Genomic DNA, 20,697 nt, shown 5'->3' with positions numbered 1-20,697 from the left:
CACTTCTTCGGGGTTGATTCCGGCAGGTCACTTCACCGGGGTCGGGTGATGCAGTTTCAGGTGGTGCAGTGCAGGTTGGTGCGGTTCAGGTGGTCGTGCTGGTCAGGTCGCGGGCATGTGCGGCCCAGCGGGGCTCCCCCGGCGGGCCGATCAGTTCCAGGCAGAGCATGGCGTTCAGGCCCCACTGGGAGGCCCAGTTGGTGGAGATGTTGGGGTGTTCGACGACAGGCCGCCAGGTCTGTGCCCGCTGCAGCGATGCGGCGAAGGGTGCATTCAGCCCGCCGCCGGCGTTCTCCAGCAGGACGTTCCAGGCCGTGGCGGCAAGTTCCTCGTCGCGGTAGTACCAGGCGCCGTAGGCCATCATTCCGGTGGCCATGGACGGCCAGCTGAAGTGGGTGTCGTCCAGGGCGCCGCCGGTGAGGCGCTGCTTTTCGGCTTCGGGCAGGGCGTAGAACCTGCCGAAGTCGGCGAGCATCCGGCGGAAACCGTCGTGGTCCAGCGCCTCGGCCACCTCCATCCACACCTGCGGGGCGCCGAAGGCGATGATCATGTGAAAACCGCCCTCGGTCCCGGTGAACATGTGGTGCAGGTCCAGGGCCGAGGCGTCGAACTCCAGGGTGGGCCCGGAAAGAAGACCGTGGGGCATGGCCTCAAGCTGGCCGATGCCCTTCACGATCCGGTCCTTCCACTGGCTCTCGCCGGTGCGTTCCCATTGGCTGAACCAGTTGGACACCAGGGCCGACCAGTCGGGTCCGATCCGGATGTGGGTCCGTTCCGTGGTCCGCCCGTAGAACTCACGCATGGGGTCCAGCCGGTCCAGCGCGTGCTCGGCGTCACGGACTTCGGAGAGGAGTTCGCCGATGCGTTCGTCCCCGGTGAGGAAGTAGTAGTAGCGGTGCAGGCCGGCCATGCTGATCCGCACTTCCTTGCAGCCGCAGCCCCAGTGGACCACGTTGTGCCGGGAGCCCAGCTGGGAGTACTCGCCGAAGTGGTGCCGGTCAACCTCTGCGCTGTGCCAGGTCATCGCCTCGGCCAGGCGGAAGGCCCGGGCGTCCCCGGTGCGCAGGAACGACTGCCAGAGCCACATGTTGGGTGCCAGTTCGTTGTTGGCCCAGGCGAAGCCGCCAAGGTCGTAGCGCCACTGGTGGCGGTACTGGTCGTAGCTGTGCATAAAGTCGCCGTAGTTCCAGTAGCCGTACCAGCCGCGCTGCTCCACTTCCCGGGTGTAGAAGTCCACCAGGCCGTCGAGCCGCTGTTCGACGGCGGCGCCGGCGGGTTCCGTTTCCGGCAGCCCCCACGTGGTGCCGGCGGCGCGGGAGGAGTAGTACAGCTCCGGGGCGCAGACCGGCTGGGCGGGCTGCTGGCGTTCGCAGGCGAGCTCCCAGAGCCAGTCGTTGGACGGGGAAGCCTCCACAAAGTCGAACGAGATGTGGGAGGTGTTGGCTACACCTTCCGGGGTGGAGCGCAGTTCGTCGAAGCCCTCGTAGGCGCTGGGCACGTGGCATTCGTCCGTGTAGTGGCGCAGGTCCATGGGTTCCACGGACTCGGCCCAGGACCAGGCAGTGAACGCGGCGGAATCGCCGGCCATGCCGTCCACTTCGAGGGCGGCCGAGTATTTCTGCCAGAAGCCGCGAAGGGTAACGGCCACGCCGCCTGTGGTGTCTCCGGCGTAGAGGAGTCCCTGGCTGCGGTGGCCTTTGCCCATCCGGACGGGCAGCAGCTTGGCTTTGGTCTGCTTCTCCAGCCGGAAGTAGTCCTCGGATTCCTGTGTCACGCGGAAGGCGGACCAGACGGCGTTCTGCCGTCCGACGGCGAACAGCTCTGCGGTCTCGGGTGTCTCGGCGACGGCCTGGCCGGCGAGCTGGTGGGCATAGTCCGGGTTGTCGCCGCTGAAGGAACGGGTGTAGAGGGACTGGACGGGTTCGGTGTAGACGGCGGTGTCCCCCGCGATGCTGACGCGGCGGTTGAGAAGGTCCCCGCTGAGGCTGCGGTCCAGCCGCAGCCCGATCCCTTTGATGATCCGGTCCTTGGCTGCGTCCTGGAACAGCAGCGTCTGGGTGACCTGCACGGTGGCCTGCCCGGCGAAGAACGTGAGCCGGATGATGAAACGGAGCAGTTCGGCGCCACGCGCGGCGACGGCCCCTTCGATCCGGACCACCGTCCGCACGGCCCCTGGAGTTTCGATCGCCGCGGACTCGACGCTGGCCTGGGCATCCGGCGCGCTGACCACGAGCCGCAGGGCGTCGCCGAGTTGGCGCCCGTCGGGTGCAGTGAACGGGCCGGTGAGCGCAGCACCCGCCGTCTGGCTTCCAGAGGGGATGGCCACCGCAAATGCTCCGGTGTCGACGCGGATGGTCCCGCCGTCGGAGGCCGCCAACAGCCGGGACGGCTGCGCGGGTGCAGCGGCCGGTTCCAGGGCCGGGGCAAGCTTCGGTTCCAGTGCCGCGGCGTCCGTGCCGGCCGGAACCACCACTGCATGGGCGGTCCACTTGACGGTGCCGTCAGGCCAGTAAGCCAGCGGGCGGGCCTCGTGGGCAAGGCCGGAATCGGCAATCCGGATGCCTGGGACGGCCGCGGCATCCAGGTCGCCCTGCGGCCACGGCCTGCCGAAGGACACAGCCGTGTCCACTCGTGGTGCCTGCTCAAGCCATTTCACAGCGCGTGCTCCTCTTTGATGTCTTCCAGGACCAGGTAGTCGTAGGCGCCCAGGGTGTGGATGCCGGCGGGAAGGGTAATAGCGGGATGGCCGGCATGGGTGCCGCCTTCGGCGTGGACGGCCTGCTTGTCCAGCAGCCTGCGGGCGGGCCGCAACAGCGTGAACGTGCCCGGCTCGCCGCCCATGTTGACCAGCCAGTGCTGCAGCCTGCCGTTGCGCCAGCGCGGATATTCGGCCACGGAGCCGCCCGCGGTGCGGATCGGCGGCAGCACCCCGGCGCAGGAATATTCGACGACGGCAGCCAGCGCCGCGCCGTCGTCGTCCGGTCCGCCGGTGCCCGGGCCTGTGCCCGGATAGGAACCGAGCAGGATCATCCGGCCGGCGCCGATCCGGCGTTCGGTGGCGAATTCAAGGCCTTCGGCCGGGCCGGCGGTGACGGTTCCAAGGGCAGTGGCCGCGCTGGGCAGGTCGGTCTCCGGGAGGCGGAAGAAGGTGCTCATCCGGGAGAGGACGACGTCGTGCCCCAGGATGGCGCCCCGGGAACCTGAGCCGGTGGCCGGGAACTGGAAGACGGATTCGACGCCGGCGGCGGACTCGAGACCGCCGAGGGCGGAGTCGGCGTGCCAGGTGTGGTGCTCCGTGCGGTCTCCGGTGCCGGGCCCGCACACCCAGGTGCCGCCGTCGTGCACCCAGTGGAGGATCCGTTCCCGGTCCTGCTCGGACAGGTGGTGCACGAACGGGGTGAACAGCACCCGGAATCCGGCCAGGGAAGCCTCCACCGGAAGCAGGGAGCGGTGGATGCCGGCCCGGACCAGTCCTGCATGGAATGCCGAGACCAGGCTCCGGTAGCCGGCGCCGCCGCCCGATTCTGTTGCGAGGAATGCCTTCGCGTGGTCCGAGTAGTGGACCGCGACGGCGGGCTGGGCCGGGCTGCTGTGGTCCAGCAGGGGCTTCACGGCAGGGAGCAGGCGGCCGATTGCGTCGGCGCTGGAGTAGCCGATGGTGGGCTGTCCCCAGGCGCTGAGCACCGAACCGTGTGCCTGCTCGCTGCCGCCGCGGTGCTGCCGGAAGTGCCAGAACAGGAATCCGGCGGAACCGGAGGCGTAGTTGGCGAAGGCCTCGGCTTCGACGAACCCGTGCGGGTGTGGCACGCCGTAGTGCTGCACCGAGCCGCCGTGGCTGGGACTGGTTTCCATCAGGACCGTCCGCCGGGTCTTTGCCAGCCGAGGGAAGTAGTCCAGGTTCATCAGGAACGCGGAATGGTTGCTGGCGGACGGGTAGGTGTCGAAGCTGGAGAAGTCCAGGTCCGCGAAGAGCGCAGCGTTGTCCAGGTCGAAGCCGAAGCCGCTGTTGTGCGTCACCGGAAGGTTGCTGTGGGCGCGGATGATATCCGCCTGTTCCCGGGCAAACCGGTTGATGTGCTCCTGGCTGAACTGCCTGAAATCGTTGAGCAGCGACGTGTTGTGGAGGAACGGCGTGGGGCCGGGCAGTGGCACCTGGGCAAAATTTTGATACGTTTCACTCCAGACCGCGGAATGCCAGGCCTCGTTGAGCAGCCCAACCTCCTGGTAGCGCGCGGCCAGCCATTCGGTCCACAGTTCGCGGCAGGTTGCGCAGTGGCAGCCGCCCACATGGGATTTGAACTCGTTGTCCAGCTGCCAGGCCAGCACCCTGCGGTCATTCCCGACGGCGGCCGCGATGGCCCGGGTGATCCGTGCGGCACGGTCACGGAAAACGGGGTTGTTGGTGCAGATGTGCTGCCGGGAGCCGTGACCCAGCGCAACGCCGTCGGCCGTGTGGTGCAGGCGTTCCGGGTGGCCATGGGTGAGCCAGACGGGCGGCGTGGCGGTGGGCGTGCAGACAATGGCGTCGAGCCCGTTGGCTCCGAGCACATCGAGGGCGCGGTCCAGGACGTCCAAGCGGATCTGACCATCGTCCGGCTCCAGGGCGGACCACATAAACTCGCCCAGCCTGGCCGTGTTCATGCCAAGCCGGCGCATGCGGGCGGCGTCGGCTTCGAAAGTGGCAGCGTCCAGGACTTCGGGATACACGGCCGCGCCGTAGAGGAGCCGGCCGTCAAAGAGCTCACCCAACAGGTGCCCCCTGCTGGGTGGGGCGGGCGGTTGAGGTGCCGGCCGGAAGGGCGACGGCGGGGCTGCCGCCGACGGGCATGTCAGCTTCCTGGAGCGCGGCGGTTGCGGCCACGGACTCGTCGTTGGCGGTAAAGAACCGGTCGCACAGCCAGCCGGTCACGTACAGCCAGGCGCCGATGCTGAAGAACGGGATGAGTCCGGGCAGCGCGCGGCTCGCGTAGACGGCTGCGGCCGTGATGAACAGCAGGATGACCGTGCCGGCCAGGTGGCGGACGGCGAAACGGGAGCTGGTCATCAGGTACTGGCCCAGCGGCAGTTCGTAGCGGGCGTACATCGGGAACAGGTAGCAGACCACACCGGCAAGGAAAATGGCGGCCACAAACGTGCCTGCCGCGATCAGCTGGGACATCAGGTCCCCGGCGCCGGACGAGTAGTTCCAGTTCAGGGCCAGCGCTGCGGCCACCGCCATGACGGGCAGCGCCAGTGCGTTGGCCCGGACGAAGTTCGCAAAGTATTCGCGGGTAAAGGACTTGAGCAGCGGGGCCGCTTCTCCGCGCGCCCTGCGCCGGACCAGGATCTGCGCCGCAGCCGTTGCCGGACCAGCACCCAGGACCCCCAGGCCCAGCAGGGTGAAGAGGACCCACAACAGGTTGAGGCAGGCGATCCACAGCAGGGTGTCAAAGAACGAGTAGGCGCGTGCACTGAAATTTCCAGCCAGCATGGCAAAGCTCCCTTCGGTTCTCCATCGTTGCAGAAACGCTTCCATGAGTGGCGGGCGTCACCTGAGTAATCGGTTTCTCGAAATCTAGACCCTCCATGGCTGGCGGGTCAAGCTAATTTTTGAATCGTTACATTACTGGACTCGCGACCCCGGCGTGCCGCACAATGGATCTTGGAAAGCGTTTGCCACCTGAACGGCCTGCGAGCGCCCAGGGTGAGCCAGCCCCGTATCCGCCAGCCAAAGCCGGTATGGCGGGAACGCCGCATCGACCGCTCCGGCGCCGTCACGACGCCGCCGCCGGGGCCAAGCTTTTGTGCCTGCGGGCAGAAACGGAGATCCATTGGGAACGCCAGCCGGCACCGCCGCCGAGTCACAGTCCCGGAACGCTGACCAGGGCCAATCCGAAGTCCCGGCGGCGGCACCCGCCCCGGCCGCTGCAGCCGCCCCGGCACACCCGCAGCAGCAAACCGGCCCGGCGCGCGTGGCGCTGGTAGGCGTCCACGGCTTTGGTACGCACCACCTGCACAACCTCGAACGGCTGCAGGCTGCCGGCGTCGTCGAACTTGTTGCGGTGGCCGATCCCCAGCCGCCGGCACCAGGCGCCGTACCGGACACGGCCGCTGTATTCCCGGGGCTTCCCGAACTCCTGGCAGCAACCCAGGATCTGGAACTGATCATTGTGGCCACGCCCATCCAGACCCACGCCCCGTTGGGGCTCGCCGCCCTCACCACCAACGCTGACCTGTATCTGGAGAAGCCGCCTGTGGCGTCCCTTGCGGACTTCAACACCTTGTGCGAGGCCGCCGAGGCATCGGGACGGAGCGTGCAGATCGGTTTCCAGAGCCTGGGGTCGCACGCGCTTGCCGCCATCGAGGAACTGCTGGCCAGCGGCACCATCGGTACGCTGCAGGGCATCTCAGCCACCGGCCGCTGGGTCCGCGACAGGGCTTACTACAAGCGCTCCCGCTGGGCCGGGAAGCGGAGCATCGACGGCGTCGACGTGGTGGACGGCGTCGCCACCAATCCCCTGGCCCACGCCGTGGCTACCGCGCTGCGCATCGCCGGAGCCCGGACCATCGACGATGTCGCCTCGGTGGAAACCGATCTCTACCGGGCCAACGACATCGAGTCCGACGACACCTCCGTCATCCGGATCCGCACCGCAACCGGACTTCCCGTCACCTGCGCGCTCACCATCTGCGCCACCGAATCCGTGGAACCCTACGTGACACTGCAGGGGTCCCTGGGCGAGGCCGTGTTCCATTACACCGAGGACCGCCTCACCGTGACCACCCTCGCCGGGCAGACCGAGCAGGTCCTCGGCCGGGACGACCTCACGGAGAACCTGCTCGCCCACCGCCGCGAAGGCAAGACACTCATCAGCCCGCTCCTGGACAGCGGCGCCTTCATGCTGGTGCTCGAAGCCATCCGCACCGCACCGCTGCCGGCCCTGATCGACGGCGACTACGTGCAGTGGGAGGGTGACGGCGAGTCCGCCCACGCCGTCGTCGTCGGGATCGAAGATGCTTTGGACCGCGCCACCCGGGAGCACGCCACGTTCAGGGAACTCGGACTCCCCTGGGCCCTGCAGGCTCACGGATCTGCTTCCTGATGGGCGTCTCCCCCACCCAGGAAGCCACCCGCACGCAGACCCGTCAGGGCGAACTGCAGGCTGCCGGCCTGCTGACTGAAGGCCTGGCCCCGTGCCTCACGGCGTCGCTGCGTCCAGTGTTCGGCTGGCGCCTGGGCCTGCCGGATGGCGCCGATCCGGCAGCGGCGATGCAGACCGGCTACGAAATCGCCGTCGAGGATTCGGACGGGGCTGAGGTCTGGTACTCCGGGCCCGTTCCGTCCCCGGTGCAGTCCGGGATTCCTTACGACGGTCCGGAGCTGACCGGGGATGCAGGCTACAGCTGGCGGGTCCGGGTCAGTGACGCCGGAGGGTTCCCCGGCCCCTGGTCCGAGGCCGAGCCGTTCAGCACCGGACTTCCGGACACCGGGTGGGGTGCCGACTGGATCCACCGGGCGCCGGGCGGCCGGGCTCCGCTGGACGTCCTCGAGGGCGCCCTTCGTGTCGCCGGTTCGCCGTTCCTGCCCGTGCCCTGCCCGCCTGTACGCCGTTTCACGCTGAACGCCCGCCTCCGGCCGGTCATGGGCTGGGCCGGCCTGCTCCTCCGCAGCAGCGGCCCGGGCACCGGACTGCTGCTGGAACTCAATACGGCGGGCAACGTGGTGCTCCGCCGCGCCCCTGTCTGGGACATCCCCGCCGCCGCCACTCCGGAGACCGAGGTCCTGGCCAGTGCCCAGCTTGACCGCAACGCAGTAGCCAGCCAGCAGCGGCTCCCCGGCAATGACCTGGTCCCCGGCACCTGGCAGGACCTGGGCGTATCCGACGACGGCACCACCATCACCGTTGCCCTCGACGGCGTTGAGCTGCTCACCGTGGCCGAGCCGCTCCCCGCCGGGTTCGAGGGTCACCTCGCCCTGCACCAGGGTCCGCGCAGCCAGGCCGAGTACGCCTCGCTGCGGATCACCGGCGCAGCTCCCGCCGGCGCCGCCGTACCTGCCGGCGCTGTACCTGGCGACGCTGTTCCTGCAGACGCCGTGTTGCTGGACCACCGGTTCAGCGAGGGCCCGGAAGAGGCCCGCGCGTTCCTCGGCCATTGGGCCGGCACCACCGCGCACCGGCAGCCCGACGAATGGACGCTCTTCCGCACCACCGTCATGCTCACCGGCACCGTTGCCCGGGCCCGGCTTTTCGCCGCGGCAAGCCATTACGCGCAGCTCGCCCTGGACGGCACAGCCTGCCTCAGCACCACCTCCTTCGGCTACCCCGGCGAGGGATATTACGACGCCGCCGACGTCACCGCGTTGCTCGCCGCGCACTCACCGGAGGAGCCGAAGCAACCGGGTCGGCACGGACATCCTGCGCAGCTGGACGAACCGGTCCAGGTTCCCCTGACCGCACTGCTGCACTGGTACGGCCCCGGCCAGGGCAGGGCCGCCAGCGTCCCAGGACTGCTGGTCCGGCTCAGCGTGGACTACACGGACGGCCGCCGCGAGGTCTTCGGCTCCGGTCCCGGCTGGACGGCCGCCGAAGCCCCGTACCGGCAGGCCGGCTACCGGAACGACGAGGGCGACCCCGTGGAGCACCTCGACGGTCAGGCCGCGGCAGCCCTCGACGCTGGCCAGGACATGCCGCCCGCCCTGAGCTACGGCACCCACCCCGTCCCTGAGTTCCCGGCCCTGCACCCCCGGCGCACTTCCCTGTCCGAGACCTTTGTTGCCCCGCAGTCCTTCCAGACGGCAGCCGACGGCACGCTCGTGGCGGACTTCGGCAAGGTCATCCCGGCCCGCCCGGAAGTGGACTTCCGCACCGGCGTGGCCGGACGTGCCCTGATGATCCGGGCCGGCTACACCCTGGATGCGGACGGCCGGGTGGACCGGGGCAAAACGGCCAGCCAGAACACCGACATGTCCTTCCCCTACACCCAGGCGGAAGGCCCCCAGCAGTTTCGCGCCACCGTGCACCTCGGCTTCCGCTACCTGGAGCTGCCCGGCGTGGAGGCGTCGGACCTGTCCCGGGTGGGTGCCGTCGTCGTGCACGGCAGGCACCCGGACGAGGGGAGTTTCAGCAGCTCCGACCCCACCCTGGACGCGGTGTTCGGGCTCCTGCGCGATTCCGCGCTGTACGGCATCCAGGAGCAGTTCGTTGACACGCCCACCCGGGAGAAAGGCCAGTTCCTGGCCGACGCCGTCAACATCTCCTACGCCACGATGGCGCTGTTCGGCGAGCACGCCTACACGGCGCAGGCGCTGCGGGAGTTCTGCTGGTCGGCCAGCCGCTACTGGACCACCGGCGAGGGCCGCGGCCGCTACAACGCGGTCTACCCCAACGGCGACGGGAAAAGGGACATCCCCGATTTTTCGCTCATGATGCCGGAGTGGGCCGAGGAATACCACCTCCGGACCGGGGACCTCGCCCTGATCAGGGAACTGCTCCCGCACCTCCACGACACAGCGGACTACGCGCTGCGCTACCTCGCCACGGACGGCCCGACGGCGGGACTGGTCACCGAACTCGGCGGCGGCTCCGGCCCCTACCTGCACGGCATCGTGGACTGGCCGGCCCCCGGCCGGTTCGGCTACGACATGGACTGCGCGGCCAAAACCACCGTCAACGCCCAGGCCTACTCGGCCCTGATCTCCACGGCCCGGCTGTGCAGCCTCGCCGGGCAGGAGGACGCGGCAGTCCGGTATGCCGGCCATGCCGGGGCACTCGCGGAAACCATCCGCACTCGCCTGCGGGTGGGCGGCGTGATGGTGGACGGCCTGCACCCAGACGGGACACCCAGCACCCACGCGTCCCAGCACGCCACCTCCTTCCCGCTGTCCCTCGGCATCACCGATCCGGCGTACGCGGCGGCTGATGCTGAGCGGATCGCCGGGCAGGGCATGCGGCAGGGACCCATGACCGTGCACCGGCTGGTCCGCGCGCTGCTGGCCGAGGGCCTGACGGACGCCGTCCTGGACCTGCTCACGTCGGCGGAGCAGCCGGGCTGGGCGCGGCTCCTCGAGGCCGGCGCCAGCTTCACGTGGGAAGCCTGGGAACTGGAAGAAGGCACCGACTACAGCCAGTCGCACGCCTGGTCGGCCTCCGTCGTGAAGGAAATCCTGGAGTCCCTCCTCGGCGTGCGCGTGACGGTTCCCGGAGGCAGCGAACTGCTGATCGAGCCGCCGGCCTGCCGGCTCGAACACGCCAAGGGCCATGTGCCGCTGCCCAACGGCACCGTAGCGGTCAGCTGGCGGCGGACGGCCGCGGGGACGCAGTTGGAATGCACGGTTCCGGCCGGCGTCACCGCAACGGTCCGGATGCCCGCCGGCACCTACGGAATCCAAGGGCCGACGGCGGGACCCGCCGTCGTGCGTTCACACGACTTCAGGATCCACGCAGGAACCTGGACCTTCACACCGTCCGACGAATCCTGAGAGAGACGCCCAGTCCCCCAAGTAGGTAGCACTAAGTGTCGTTATGAGGCTCCATAACGACACTTACTGCGACCTAGTTGGGGTGGGGGCACCAAAGCTATTCTTAGTTCGAAGCCGTTCCTAGAGCAGCGCGCTCTTTGCCTCTTCCATGGCCTTCTTGGCGGCCTCGGCCGGGGACATGCGGTCGAAGTGGATCTCAAGGGCATAGCGTCCGATCACTTCCACCACTGCGCTGGAGCCCGCCGGCGGGACCGGAACGGCGTCGCCCAGTTCGTCGGCGATTTCGTCAATGAACTTCGCCGTCGCGGCGTCGGCCGGGCTCAGCTTGTCCGCAATGGCTGCGCGGACCTCGGAGTTGCCCGGGATTCCACGGTCTGCCAGACCGATTTTTCCGGCCTCTACATTGTTGGCAAGGAAGTCGATAAACTTCTGCGCTTCGGCCGGGTGCTTCGTGCGGGAACTGGCTGACCAGAACATGGAGGACTTGTAGTACTGCTCTGCGTCAGCCGCGCTGCCGTCAGTGCTCGGTGGCCGGAGGATTTCCAGCGTCTGGCCGGAGGCCTTGCTGAGGGCGCCGAGCTGGTTGGACCAGTACCAGGCCATGGCATAGCGGTTGGTGGAGAGTCCCTGCTGGTCTACGGAGGCGGTGGCATCCTCGGTGGTCACGGACGCCGGGGGCGCAGCTTTGGAGTCCCGCATGTCCGCCTGGTACTCATACCAGCCCTTCAGGTCGTTCTCGTCAAAGCCAAGCTTTCCGTCATCGGTGAAAAGCTTTTTGCCGTGCTGCCGCAGCCAGAGGTTGGTGGCGGCGTCGCCGGTGACTGCGCCGGTACCGTACACGCCGTTGGCGCTGGCCGCCGTGATGGCGGCCGCCGTCTTGTTGTAGTCCTCCCAGGTCCAGGTGGAGTCATCCGGGATGCTGACCCCGCTTGCCGCCACCAGGGCCGGGTTGGCGAGCACCACCTGGGCGTTGATGCCGCCGGTGACGGCAAACTGTTCGCCCTCGACTTTGCCGGCGTCGGCCACGGCCTGCTCGAACTTGGAAAGGTTCACGTCCTTCAGCTCCAGCAGCGCGCCCCGCCCGGCGTACTCGCCCAGGTAGGCAGCATCCATCTGGATGACATCCGGGGCGTCCTGGGACGCGACCTGGGTGGCCAGCTTGTCCCAGTAACCGGACCAGTCGCCGTATTCCCCCTCGATCTTGATGTTGGGATTCTCAGCTTCGAAGGCCTCGATCAGGTGCTGCGTCATCTTGTGCCGCACGTCGGAGCCCCACCAGCTGAAACGCAGGGTGACGGGCCCGTCGGAGGCGGAAGGCGATCCTCCGCCACAGCCGGTCAGGGCCATGGCGAGGATTGCTAAGACAGCCGCTGTTTTGGGGATGGTGGATTTTCGGGCGCTAAAAAGCATTCGTTGTCCTTTAGTCTCACAGTGGAAACGGCCATCAAGAAACCGCTTTCTCATACCTTAGGTGTGAGCCACCGCACACGTCAACAACGCACACAAACTTACTTTTATTCACAGGAGCGGTCAGCCGGCGTGGCGCCGTGAGTTCCTCCACAACAGGAAGCCGATGACCAGCGCCGAGAGCATGCCCAGGGCACCGGTAACCACCAGCCCGGTCCGGACGCCGAACTGTTCAGTGAGCCAGCCTGCCAGCAGGCCGCCCAGGGCGTGCCCGCCGAGAAGCAACGGCAGGTACAGCGCCATGACCCTGCCACGGACTTCCGGCCCGGCCTCCAGCTGGACGGCGGTGGCCGCACTGGTCAGGAAGAGCAGTGTCATCAGCCCCACCACCACCAGCATCACGGTAAATGAGAGCAGGTTCGGCATCAGCGCCGCCACGAGCTGGGCGAGGCCAAAAAGGCCCGCCGCGGCTACGATTCCCTTTCTGCCAAGTGTCCGAAGACGCGCAGCCAGCAGGGCACCGGCCAGGGCACCGACGGCGCTGACCGTGTTGAACATGCCAAATCCGGCCACGCCGTTATGCCAGACGCGTTCGGCGAACGCCGCCAGCACCACGGGGCCGTTCATGCCGAACGCCCCCAGCAGGCCGGCGAGGGCAATCACCAGGAGCAGCCGCGGCCGGTCCCGCACAAACCGGAACCCGGCCAGGAGCTGGCCACGGCCCCGGACAGCCGGGGCATTCGCGTGCAGGAGCGCGGGCCGGATGCCGGCGATCATGCCCAGCACCAGCATGCCAAGAAAGGCGTTGGACGCGAAGGCGGCCGCGGAGCCGGCGTGGGCGATGACCACTCCGCCCAAGGCAGGCCCGGCCATGGCGCCGAGCTGGCCGATGGCGTTGTTGAGGCCGATGGCCGGCCGGAGACCGGCGTCGCCCACCACTTCATTAACGAAGACCTGGCGGGCGGGGCCGTCAATCGCCGAAGTAATCCCCAGGGCGATGCAGCTGCCGTAGACAATCCACACGGTAATCCCGCCGGTGGCGTCCCACGCCGCGAGGCCCAGGGCGAGGAGGACGATCACGGACTGGCAGACCATCATGACGCTGCGCTTGGGGAAGATGTCCACCAGCAGGCCACTGAGCGGTCCCACGATCAGCATGGGGAGGAACTGCAGGGCCACCGCGACGCCGACTGCGGCCGGACTGCCGGTCAGCTGGAGCACCAGCCAGTCCTGGGCGAGGCGCTGCATCCAGACGCCCATACTGCCCGCCAAGGTCATTCCCATGTACAGGCGGTAGTTGTGCTGCGTCAGCGGGTAGTACCAGCGGACCGGGCCTTTGGGGGTGTGGAGGGACTCTGCGGACTGGGGGCGGTCGGAAGACACGTCGGGCTCAACTCGGTAGTAACGTCAAAATGCAGAAGAGTGGGAATGCAGGGAATGTCTAGGCGTTGAACTGCCAGCCACGGTTGGAGCGCATCTTGACCGACGCGGCGGCCAGGATCAGCATGCCGGGCACCACCACAAACAGCGCAACGAGCATCCAGACGAAGACGACGGCGGCGAACAGCGCCGTAACCAGGAGAAGGGATCCGGTCCAGTCCCGAAGTGTCAGTGCCTTGCCGGTTGCGAGGGCAGAGGACCACGCGGCCGACTTCGAAGAGGCCGACGGCGGAACGGCGCCGGGTGCTGAACCGGACGTCTGCCGGTCGGCGTCGGCAGAAGGTCCGGCGACGTCGGACCAGGCGGCGGTGGTGCGCAGGAGCAGGACGGCGCCGGCCGCTGCCAGGACGAGGGTGGCCGGGAGGACCACCGCGCTGCCGGGCAGCTGCCCGACTGTTGCGAGCAGCAGGTTCAGGACGATTACGACGGCGGCCGCCGCCGTCGTGAATCCCAGCTTCCAGCTGCCGGGCAGGGCAGCCTTGAAGGTGCCCCAGAGGGCACGGAGGGAATCGTCCCGCCCGGAGAGATGGCGTTCGAGGTGCGCGATGCCGGCTGCGTAGGCGGCAGGGATGGTGACAAGCGGAATGGACAGCACCAGCACCAGCAGCCCGGCCAGCAGGGTCTCGGAAAACAGTGCGAAACGGTTGACCGGGATCGGTTCATCGCGGCCGGATGCGGGTGTGGTGCTGTCCATCGTGCTCATTTTCTGTTGTGTTCTTCCGTCAGCCCTTGAGGCCCTGGGTGGAGACGCCTTCGACGATGTAGCGCTGGAAGACGAGGAAGAAGATCAGGACCGGGAGCAGTGCCAGGACGGACATGGCGATCATGGCTCCGTAGTCCGAGGACTGGGTCTGGTCCACGAAGAGCCGCAGCGCCAGGGGCAGCGGGTACTTTTCCGGGGTGTTCAGGTAGAGCAGGGGGCCGAGGAAGTCGTTCCAGCTCCAGATGAAGGAGAAGATCGAGGTGGAGATCAGGGCCGGTTTCATCAGCGGGAGCATGATGGAGGTGAAGATCCGGACGTGCCCGGCGCCGTCGATGCGTGCTGCTTCGTCCAGTTCTGCCGGGAGGTTGCGCATGAACTGGACCATGAGGAACACGAAGAACGCGTCGGCGGCGAGGAACTTGCCGATCAGCAGCGGGATGTATGTGTCCACGAGGCCGAGCTGGTTGAAGATGATGTACTGCGGGATGATGACCACGTGGAAGGGCAGCAGCAGGGTGGCGATCATCATGCCGAAGAAGATGCTGCGGCCGGGGAACTTGATCCTCGCGAACGCGTAGGCCGAAACACTGGCGGAGAGGATGGTCCCTACCACGGCGCCGATGGCCAGGATCAGGGAGTTGGTGAAGAACTGCAGGGTGGAGACCCCGCCGATCCCCTCCATCGCCGTGGCGAAGTTATCGAAGCTGAAGTTATTGGACCAGAGCGAGGTGTTCGCGCCGCCGATTTCGGCGTTCGGCTTGAAGGACGAGGCGATCATCCATACCGCGGGGTACAGGACCACGGCCGTCAGCGCCAGGGCCACGGCGTGGAAGATACCGCTCTTGACCCGTTTGGCCGTGACCGATTCGGACTTCGGGTTATAGACCTGCGCATCGGCGTCAGGGGCGGACTGGGTGGGAGTTGCCATGGTTGTCATTTTGCATCACCGCTGTAGTGGACCCAGCCCTTGGACGTGCGGAAGATGATCAGCGTGATGATGCCGACCACGATCAGGAGCAGCCAGGCCATCGCCGAGGCGTAGCCCATCCGGAAATCGGAGAAACCGCGCAGATACAGGTAGAGGGTGTAGAAGAGGGTGGAACCGGCGGGGCCGCCTTCACCGTTGGAAATGATGTAGGCCGAGCTGAAGATCTGGAACGCGTGGATGGTTTCCATCAGCAGGTTGAAGAAGACCACCGGGGAAAGCATGGGCCAGGTGATGTTGAAGAACTTCCGTACCGGGCCGGCACCGTCCATCGAGGCTGCTTCGTAGAGGTCGGCGGGGATCTGCTTGAGGCCGGCGAGGAAGATCACCATCGGGGCGCCGAACTGCCAGACGGTCAGCAGGATGAACATCGGCATGGTCATCGAGGGGTTGCCCACCCAGCCGCCGAGGTTGATCCCGAAGAAGGACAGGCCCTGGTCCACCGGACCGGAATCGCCGAACATCGCCTTCCACACGATCGCGATCGAGACGGACGCGCCGATCAGGGACGGGGCATAGAACGCGGACCGGTAAAAGCCCTGGCCCTTGCGGGCACTGTTCAGCAGCATCGCCACCGCCAGGGCCGCGGCGAGCTTCAGCGGGGTACCGAAGACCACATAGCCCACGGTCACGCCCACCGACTGCAGGAACCGCTCGTCCTGGAACATCGTGGTGTAGTTATCCAGCCCGATCCACTTGGGCGGATCGAACAGGTTGTAGTTGGTGAAGGACAGGTACAGCGAGGACACCATCGGACCTATGGTCAGGACGATGAATCCCAGCAGCCAGGGCAACAGGAACGTATAGCCGGCGCGGGCATCCGCCCCGCTCCGCTTTGACTTGCGCGGAGCGGGAGCGGACGGCGACGCCGAACGCCTGCTCAGGGTTGGGCTTTGAGTCACGAGTTCAATCCGTCAGTAGGGAACGCAAGGGCAGACAATACGCTGCTCAGGCGTTCTGCTTGATGAGGTCTTCGGCTTCCTTGAACCACGCATCCACTGCGCCGTCCACGGTGACCTTGCCGTAGTTAATGTCCGAGCTGACGCGCTTGAAGGATGCTTCCAGCGTGCCGAAGCCGACGATGGGCGGCTCGGGGGCGTCCTTGAGGTACTTCTCGATGGACTTCTCGTAATCCACAACCAGCTTGTCGGTGCCTTCGAAGGTGGTGCCGTCGCGCTGGGTCTGGGAAGCCGGAACACCGCGGGAGGTCTTGAAGATCTGGCCGACCTCGGGGTCGTTGACCATAAAGTCGATGAACCGGGCAGCAGCATCCTTGTACTTGGTCTTCGCGCTGGCCACCATCAGCATGGAGGGCTTCAGGAACAGCCCCAGGTTGTCCTTGTCATCGGAGGGGACCGGCACAAGCTTGAGTTCCTTGGCGCCGCTGTCGGCCAGGTAGCCGGCCATGAAGTTATCCCAGGTAACCTCCGTGGCAGTCACGTTGGAACCGAACGGAGACTTGGGGGCAAGCTGCGTGGCCCGTTCCTCAGAGATGAGGGCCGGGGTGCCGCGAAGCTTGGCGGAGAGGTTCCACCACTTCTTCAGATCGTCCTTGCTGAAGCCCAGCTTGCCGTCCTCGGTGAAGGCCTCGATGTTGTTCTGCCGCAGCCAGACATTGAACATCCACCACACACCGGTGTAGTCGGTGCCGCCGAAGAGCGCGCCGTTGCCCTTGGCTCCAACCTCGCTCAGGAACTTGTTGAACTCTTCGTAGTTCCAGCTGCCGTCTGGCTCGGCGATGCCCAGGGAAGCGAGCTTCGCGGGATCGTAGTACACCGCGAACGCATTGGTGCTGGTGGGGATGCCGTAGGTCTTGCCACGGATCTGACCCGAGGGAAGGAGGGTCTTGTCGAAGGCGTCAGTGTTGATCTTGACCGTACTGAGGTCCAGGAGCTGGTTGCGCTGGCCGTAATCGCGAAGGTAGGACAGGTCCCACTGCATCACGTCCGGCAGCCCGCCGCCGGCAGCCTCCGTGGCGCGCTTCTGCCAGTAGCCGGCGAAGTCGGTGAAGTTGCCGTTGACCTTGATGTCAGGGTTCTTGGATTCGAAGAGCTCGATGGCCTTGCGGGTGCGCGTCGCGCGGTCGTCGTTGCCCCACCACGTGTAGTTGATGGTGACCGGCTTCTCCGCGGAGCCCGTCTCCCCGGCGGTCGTGCTGGAACCTGTCCCACAGGCCGCCAAAGCAGCGGCAGATGCGGTGCCGATAGCCACGGTGGTGATGAAATGCCTTCTGTTGATCATGAGAGCCTCCTTGCTCGTTTGGTGCAAGCCCATACCCAGCTATCTACAACGCGAGCAGTGAGCTGGCTTACACACCTTCTGAAACGATACAATAGCGGCATTCCACGCCGCGGGCAAGCGTTTTCCAAACATCAGTTTTCATGTACGTTTTTATCCAACCACCAGACAAGGGAGTCCCATGACTTTGCAGGAACAATCCGGCCCGGCGAGCGTCTGGGACGGTGTCCAAGGGATCGCCTACGGCGGAGACTACAACCCTGAGCAGTGGCCCGCCAGCGTCCGTCTGGACGACCTGGAGCTGATGAAGGAAGCGGGCGTCACCTTCCTCAGTGTGGGAATCTTCTCCTGGGCCCTGCTTGAACCGGCCGAAGGCGAATACGACTTCGGCTGGCTGGACGAAGTCCTGGATAACCTCGCCGCGAACGGGATCAAAGTTGCCCTGGCTACGGCCACCGCCGCTCCCCCGGCCTGGCTGGTCCGGAAGCACCCCGAGATCCTGCCGACCACGGCTGACGGGACCGTGCTGGGACCGGGCTCACGGCGGCACTACACGCCGTCGTCGGCCGTTTTCCGGCGCTACGCAACCGCGATCACCAGGGTCATCGCCGAAAGGTACAAGGACCACCCCGCGCTGGCACTGTGGCACGTGGACAACGAGCTCGGCTGCCACATTTCCGAGTTCTACGGGCCGGAGGACGCCGCAGCGTTCCGTGTCTGGCTGGAACGGCGTTACGGCAGCATCCAGGCCCTCAACGCGGCGTGGGGAACGGCCTTCTGGTCCCAGAGCTACGGCTCCTTCGAGGAGATCCTGCCGCCCGCCGTCGCCCCCTCCACGCTCAACCCGGGCCAGCAGCTGGACTTCCAGCGGTTCAACTCGTGGGCGCTGATGGACTACTACCGCGAGCTGGTGGCGGTCCTGCGGGAAGTCACTCCCGGGGTCCCCTGCACCACCAACCTGATGGCCTCCAGCGCCACCAAGTCGATGGACTACTTCGAGTGGGCCAAGGACCTGGACGTCATCGCCAACGATCATTACCTGGTGGCCGCAGATCCCGAGCGCCAGATCGAACTCGCGTTCAGCGCGGACCTCACCCGGGGAATTGCGGGCGGCGACCCGTGGATCCTGATGGAACATTCGACGTCGGCCGTCAACTGGCAGCCGCGCAACCAGCCCAAGATGCCCGGCGAAATGCTGCGAAACTCCCTCGCCCATGTGGCCCGCGGGGCTGACGCAGTGATGTTTTTCCAGTGGCGCCAGAGCTTTGCCGGGTCGGAGAAGTTCCACTCCGCCATGGTTCCGCACGGCGGCCGGGACACCCGCGTGTGGCGTGAGGTGGTGGAGCTGGGGTCTGCGCTGAAACGGCTCGCGCCGGTCCGGGGCTCCCGCGTGGAATCCAGGGCTGCCATCGTGTTCGATTACGAGGCGTGGTGGGCCAGCGAGATCGATTCCAAGCCGAGCCAGGACGTGAAGTACCTCGACGTGCTGCGCGCCTTCCACCGGTCGCTGTTCCTGCGCGGAATCTCCGTGGATATCGTCCATCCGTCCGCCTCGCTGGAGGGCTACGACCTGGTGCTGGTGTGCACCTTGTACTCCGTGACCGACCAGGCCTCTGCCAACATCGCAGCCGCCGCACACGCCGGAGCCACCGTGCTGGTCACCTACTTCAGCGGCATTACCGACGAGAAGGACCACATCCGGCTGGGCGGCTACCCGGGCGCTTTCCGTGGGCTGCTCGGCATCCGGGTGGAGGAATTCCACCCGCTGCTGGCCGGCACACAGCTGAAGTTGAGCGACGGCGGCGTCTCGACGATCTGGAGCGAGCACCTCCATCTCGCAGGGGCCGAAGCGGTGCAGACCTTCACCGAATACCCACTCGAGGGTGTGCCCTCGGTGACGCGTCATGCCGTTGGCTCCGGGGCGGCGTGGTACCTGGCCACTTTCCCTGACCGCGACGGCATAGAGTCCGTTGTGGACCGGCTGCTTGCAGAATCCGGTGTGGCTCGTGTTGCCGAGGCAGATTCAGGGGTTGAGCTCACGCGCCGCCGCGCCGCCGACGGCAGTTCGTTCCTCTTCGCCATCAACCACTCGCGCTCGTCGGCCTCCGTTCAGGCCACTGGAACGGACCTGCTGACCGGCGACCGTTTCGGCGGCACCGTTGAGGCCGGGGCCGTGGCGGTGATCGCGGAGGACTGACGGTTTCCTGATGGTCCCGGCTTCCGGTTTTGCCCGGGACCGGGACCATCTCCGTCTGACTCGCGCCGGGCGTGTTCGGGGGCTTGCTCCGGGGCTGAGCCGCATGGAGCGTTCGACGGCGGCACTTGGGTAAGTCGCCCGGCCCACCGTTGGTTCTTGGCCCGCCGGATTCTTGGGCGCGGAAACGGTGCCGGGCTTCATTGTCGTACCCCTTTGGAAGAGTGTGCCTATGGAAGCTCTTAGGGTTCAGGGCACGGGATACGGCGGTAGAGCCGGGCTGCGCACGCGTGCTGATTCGCCTGTTGGGGGCGCTTCCAACCTGCTGGCCTGTCGACCCGAAACGGTGCCGGGCTTAATTGTCGTACCCCTCTGGAAGAGTGTTCCCATGGAAGCTTTTAGGGTTCAGCGCACGGGGCACGGCGGTCATTCCGGCCTGCGCACGCGCGCTGGCTCGCCTGTTGGGGGCACTTCCAGCAGCCGCGATTTCGGCGGCGGCGCCCGGCCAGCTGCGCTCCGGTTTTTCCCGCCCCGCCGGCTGGTTCCTGGGCTCGGAATCGGTGCCGGGCTTAATTGTCGTACCCCTTTGAAAGAGTGTTCCTATGGAGGCTCTTAGGGTTCAGCGCACGGGGCACGGCGGTCACGCCGGCCTGCGCACGCGCGCTGATTCCCCTGCTGGGGGCGCTTCCAGCCTGCTGGCTCGTCGACCCGGAAACGGTGCCGGGCTCAATTGTCGTACCCCTCTGAAAGAGTGTTCCTATGGAAGCTCTTAGGGTTCAGCGCGCAGGGCACGGCGGTCATTCCGGCCTACGCACGCGCGCTGGCTCGCCTGCTGGGGGCGCTTCCAAGACCCTGACGTTCGATGGCGGCGCCCAGCCAGCTGCGCCCCTGTTTTTCCCGCCCCGCCGGCTGGTTCTTCGACCCGGAAACGGTGCTCGGCTTAATTGTCGTACCCCTTTGAAAGAGTGTTCCTATGGAAGCTCTTAGGGTTCAGCGCACGGGGCACGGCGGTCATGCCGTCCTGCGCACGCGCGCTGATTCCCCTGCTGGGGGCGCTTCCAGCGGCCGCGATTTCGGCGGCGGTTCACGGACCGACCGGTCTGAACGGCCGGGCATCCGCTGCGCTGCCCCGTTCACAGAGGCCGCCGGGCTGCAGGACACCGCCGAAGCCACCGGGCTCGCTGAGGCTGCCGAAACCGCCGGGCTCGTTAGTGCTGTTGAAGCGGCCGGGTTCGTTGAAGCTGCCGCGCCGGCCGTGAGTATTGAGGCCG

The 20,697-nt window shown here is 66.9% G+C and carries 13 protein-coding genes; 4 read left to right on the top strand and 9 right to left on the bottom strand.

Annotation, left to right across the window (positions count from 1 at the left end; genetic code table 11):
• Positions 1-85: 85 nt before the first annotated feature.
• From EYS21_RS19390 to EYS21_RS19380, 3 genes are read right to left on the bottom strand one after another with little or no spacing between them, the layout of a single operon-like run.
• Positions 86-2,656, bottom strand: a complete 2,571-nt coding sequence (locus EYS21_RS19390) for a hypothetical protein (protein WP_131134882.1) — start codon at positions 2,654-2,656, stop codon at positions 86-88.
• A complete protein-coding gene (locus EYS21_RS19385) occupies positions 2,653-4,749 on the bottom strand; it encodes a beta-galactosidase (RefSeq protein ID WP_131134881.1) in 2,097 nt (698 codons plus the stop codon). Before EYS21_RS19385 ends, EYS21_RS19390 begins: the two co-directional genes overlap by 4 nt.
• Positions 4,742-5,470 (bottom strand): DUF624 domain-containing protein, encoded by a 729-nt coding sequence (locus EYS21_RS19380; protein WP_131134880.1) that lies wholly within the window; start codon positions 5,468-5,470, stop codon positions 4,742-4,744. The genes EYS21_RS19385 and EYS21_RS19380 overlap by 8 nt, the downstream gene beginning before the upstream one ends.
• A gap of 340 nt (positions 5,471-5,810) precedes the next feature.
• Between EYS21_RS19380 and EYS21_RS19375 the strand changes: the two genes are divergently transcribed.
• Together EYS21_RS19375 and EYS21_RS19370 are read left to right on the top strand one after the other, a co-directional pair.
• On the top strand, positions 5,811-7,082 hold the full coding sequence (locus tag EYS21_RS19375; protein ID WP_242633514.1) for a Gfo/Idh/MocA family oxidoreductase: 1,272 nt from the start codon (positions 5,811-5,813) through the stop codon (positions 7,080-7,082).
• Complete coding sequence (locus EYS21_RS19370; RefSeq protein WP_131134879.1) at positions 7,082-10,459, top strand: family 78 glycoside hydrolase catalytic domain; 3,378 nt, start codon at positions 7,082-7,084, stop codon at positions 10,457-10,459. The genes EYS21_RS19375 and EYS21_RS19370 overlap by 1 nt, the downstream gene beginning before the upstream one ends.
• A 120-nt stretch (positions 10,460-10,579) precedes the next feature.
• On the opposite strand, the gene EYS21_RS19365 is transcribed toward EYS21_RS19370, so the two are convergent.
• From EYS21_RS19365 to EYS21_RS19340, 6 genes are all read right to left on the bottom strand, one after another.
• The gene (locus EYS21_RS19365) at positions 10,580-11,869 is read right to left on the bottom strand and encodes an extracellular solute-binding protein (protein WP_131134878.1); all 1,290 of its coding nucleotides are present in this window, start codon (positions 11,867-11,869) and stop codon (positions 10,580-10,582) included.
• A gap of 120 nt (positions 11,870-11,989) precedes the next feature.
• Positions 11,990-13,249, bottom strand: coding sequence for an MFS transporter (locus EYS21_RS19360; protein WP_131134877.1), 1,260 nt, complete (start codon positions 13,247-13,249; stop codon positions 11,990-11,992).
• Between the two features lie 58 nt (positions 13,250-13,307).
• Entirely contained in the window at positions 13,308-14,009 is a 702-nt protein-coding gene (locus EYS21_RS19355) for a Poxvirus protein I5 (protein WP_131134876.1), read from the bottom strand.
• Positions 14,010-14,028: 19 nt separating this feature from the next.
• Positions 14,029-14,946 (bottom strand): carbohydrate ABC transporter permease, encoded by a 918-nt coding sequence (locus EYS21_RS19350; protein WP_131134875.1) that lies wholly within the window; start codon positions 14,944-14,946, stop codon positions 14,029-14,031.
• Complete coding sequence (locus EYS21_RS19345; protein ID WP_131134874.1) at positions 14,943-15,896, bottom strand: sugar ABC transporter permease; 954 nt, start codon at positions 15,894-15,896, stop codon at positions 14,943-14,945. The genes EYS21_RS19350 and EYS21_RS19345 overlap by 4 nt, the downstream gene beginning before the upstream one ends.
• 46 nt (positions 15,897-15,942) lie before the next feature.
• Positions 15,943-17,235, bottom strand: a complete 1,293-nt coding sequence (locus tag EYS21_RS19340; RefSeq protein ID WP_131134873.1) for an ABC transporter substrate-binding protein — start codon at positions 17,233-17,235, stop codon at positions 15,943-15,945.
• A 178-nt stretch (positions 17,236-17,413) separates the two neighbouring features.
• Between EYS21_RS19340 and EYS21_RS19335 the strand changes: the two genes are divergently transcribed.
• Complete coding sequence (locus EYS21_RS19335) at positions 17,414-19,429, top strand: beta-galactosidase (protein ID WP_131134872.1); 2,016 nt, start codon at positions 17,414-17,416, stop codon at positions 19,427-19,429.
• A 970-nt stretch (positions 19,430-20,399) separates the two neighbouring features.
• Positions 20,400-20,697: hypothetical protein (locus tag EYS21_RS19330; RefSeq protein WP_131134871.1), on the top strand; the 298-nt coding region annotated here is incomplete at its 3' end.

The organism is Arthrobacter sp. S39 (assembly GCF_004320525.1).
Lineage (GTDB): Bacteria > Actinomycetota > Actinomycetes > Actinomycetales > Micrococcaceae > Arthrobacter.
The sequence above is the reverse complement of the archived record's forward strand: the minus strand, read 5'-3'. Positions and strand labels throughout refer to the sequence as shown.

Coding starts and splice junctions, on each gene's coding strand:
- EYS21_RS19355 (WP_131134876.1), bottom strand. CDS start 14,009: ATGAGCACGATGGACAGCACCACACCCGCATCCGGCCGCGATGAACCG.
- EYS21_RS19335 (WP_131134872.1), top strand. CDS start 17,414: ATGACTTTGCAGGAACAATCCGGCCCGGCGAGCGTCTGGGACGGTGTC.
- EYS21_RS19380 (WP_131134880.1), bottom strand. CDS start 5,470: ATGCTGGCTGGAAATTTCAGTGCACGCGCCTACTCGTTCTTTGACACC.
- EYS21_RS19350 (WP_131134875.1), bottom strand. CDS start 14,946: ATGACAACCATGGCAACTCCCACCCAGTCCGCCCCTGACGCCGATGCG.
- EYS21_RS19370 (WP_131134879.1), top strand. CDS start 7,082: ATGGGCGTCTCCCCCACCCAGGAAGCCACCCGCACGCAGACCCGTCAG.
- EYS21_RS19365 (WP_131134878.1), bottom strand. CDS start 11,869: ATGCTTTTTAGCGCCCGAAAATCCACCATCCCCAAAACAGCGGCTGTC.
- EYS21_RS19340 (WP_131134873.1), bottom strand. CDS start 17,235: ATGATCAACAGAAGGCATTTCATCACCACCGTGGCTATCGGCACCGCA.